The following is a 2,720-nucleotide window of genomic DNA, read 5'->3' on the forward strand; positions in this document are numbered from 1 at the left end:
AATTATCAGTTGAAGGATTCAGACATTGTCAATGAAATCAAGGGTGGCTATGTGATTAAGGTAGATGGTAAGTATTATGTCTATCTAAAGGATGCAGCCCACGCTGATAATGTTCGATCAAAAGAAGAAATCACTCGTCAGAAGCAGGAACACGGTAGTAATCACGGAGGTGGTTCTAGCGATAAAGCGGTAGTAGCTGCTAGAGCTCAGGGCCGCTATACAACGGATGATGGTTATATCTTTAATGCCTCTGATATCATTGAGGACACAGGTGATGCCTATATAGTTCCTCATGGCAATCATTTCCACTATATTCCTAAGAGTGACTTGTCTGCCAGTGAATTAGCTGCAGCTCGAGCCTTCCTATCTGGAAAGACTAATCAACCAAGCTCAGTTGGGTATCGTCCTTCAACAAATTCTTCTAGCAGCTCATCAGAGGCATCAAATAGTAGTTCATATGGACAAATGAATCAAAGCAATGTTGAAGCAAATACTAGAAGATGGACTCCAAGTGTTAGCCCACAAGTGGATAATAGCTATCAAGCTAGTCCGAGTGAAGACGTATCCAGTCTCTTGAAACAACTTTATGCTTTGCCGCTTAGCCAACGACATGTGGAATCAGATGGACTTGTCTTTGATCCGGCGCAGATTACAAGAAAAACTGCGAATGGTGTTGCAGTGCCACACGGAGATCATTATCACTTTATTCCTTATTCTCAAATGTCTGATTTAGAGCAGAAGATTGCAAGAATGATTTCTGAAAATTATCAAGGAAATCATACTACTGCAGGTGATAAAGAATTAAAACCAATTCCGACTCCAAGCCTTCCAAATTTAATTCCATCTCCTGTTTTGCCAGCTCTTACCTTAAAACCTTTGAAACCTATTGTAAAGCCGGCTCCTACTCCAAATCCTAAAATAGACTCAAATTCTTCTTTGGTTAGCCAGCTGGTACGAAAAGTTGGAGAAGGATATGTATTCGAAGAAAAAGGAATCTCACGCTATGTCTTTGCGAAAGATTTACCATCTGAAACTGTTAAAAATCTGGAAAACAAGTTATCAAAACAAGAGAGTGTTTCACACGCTTTAACTGCTAAAAAAGAAAATGTACCACCTCGCGACCAAGAATTTTATGATAAAGCATATAATTTATTGGCCGAGGCTCATAAAGCCTTGTCAGAAAATAAGGGTCGCGTTTCTGATTTCAAAGCCTTAGACAAATTAGCAGAACGCTTGAATGATGAATCTTCTAATAAAGGAAAATTGGTAGATGATTTATTGTCATTCTTAGCACCAATTACCCACCCAGAGCGACTTGGAAAACCAAATTCTCAAATTGAATATACCGAAAACGAAGTTCGTATTGCTCAATTAGCTGATAAGTATACAACGTCAGATGGTTACATTTTTGACGAACATGATATTATCAGTGATGAAGGGGATGCCTATGTAACACCTCATATGGGTCATAGTCACTGGATTGGAAAAGACAGCCTTTCTGATAAGGAAAAAGCTGCGGCTCAATCTTATACTAAAGAAAAAGGAATTCTACCTCCGTCAGCAGACGCAGATGCTCAAGCAAATCCAACTGGAGATAGTGCAGCGGCTATTTACAATCGTGTGAAAGGGGAGAAACGAATTCCACTCGTTCGACTTCCATACATGGTTGAGCATACAGTAGAAGTTAAAAATGGTAATTTAATCATTCCTCATAAGGATCATTACCATAACATTAAATTTGCTTGGTTTGATGATCATTCATACAAGGCTCCAAATGGTTATACTCTGGAAGACTTATTTGCGACGATTAAGTACTATGTTGAACATCCTGATGAACGTCCACATTCTAATGACGGATGGGGAAATGCCAGCGAGCATGTCTTAGGTAAGAAAGACCACAGTGAAGATCCCAAAAAGAACTTCAAAGCGGATGAAGAACCAGTAGAGGAAACACCTGCTGAGCCAGAAGTTCCTCAAGTAGAGACTGAAAAAGTAGAAGCCAAGCTCAAAGAAGCAGAAGCTTTGCTTGCGAAAGTAACGGATGCTAGTCTGAAAGGAAATGCGACAGAAACCCTAGCTGGTTTACGAAATAATTTGAGTCTCCAAACCATGGATAATAATGGTATCATGGCAGAAGCAGAAAAATTACTTGCGTTGTTAAAAGGTAGTAATCCTTCACCTGTAAATAAGGAAAAAACAAATTAATGAAAAATGGGAGTCTCGATAAAGAGACTTTCATTTTTATTATGTATATACGAAAAATTCTTGACAAGCAGTACTAAAAAGAGTAAACTATTAACTAGTTAATTAACTGGTTTATTATGTTATAGTGAATCAAATAGAGTTAAGAAAAGAGGAAAGAATGAAAATCAATAAAAAATATCTAGCTGGGTCAGCAGCTGCACTTGTTTTAAGTGTCTGTGCTTATGAACTAGGTTTGCATCAAGCTCAAACTGTAAAAGAAAATAACCGTGTTTCATATATAGATGGTAACCAACCAAGTCAAAAGGCAGAAAATTTGACACCTGATGAAGTCAGTAAAAAAGAAGGTATAAATGCCGAGCAAATTGTTATCAAGATTACGGACCAAGGTTATGTGACTTCTCATGGAGACCATTATCACTACTATAATGGCAAGGTTCCTTATGATGCTATCATCAGTGAAGAACTTCTGATGAAAGATCCAAATTATCAGTTGAAGGATTCAGACATTGTCAATG

At 38.1% G+C, this 2,720-nt stretch carries 2 protein-coding genes; both read left to right on the forward strand.

Translation table 11 applies throughout. The annotated features are described in order from the left end of the window. Positions 1-2,205 (forward strand): pneumococcal-type histidine triad protein (locus HMPREF2613_RS00680; protein WP_070478208.1); only part of this gene is annotated, 2,205 nt, incomplete at its 5' end. Positions 2,206-2,362: 157 nt separating this feature from the next. Continuing rightward, positions 2,363-2,720: pneumococcal-type histidine triad protein (locus HMPREF2613_RS00685; RefSeq protein WP_148129927.1), on the forward strand; the 358-nt coding region annotated here is incomplete at its 3' end.

The sequence above is a fragment of the Streptococcus sp. HMSC070B10 genome, from assembly GCF_001808665.1.
In the GTDB taxonomy this organism is placed as follows: domain Bacteria; phylum Bacillota; class Bacilli; order Lactobacillales; family Streptococcaceae; genus Streptococcus.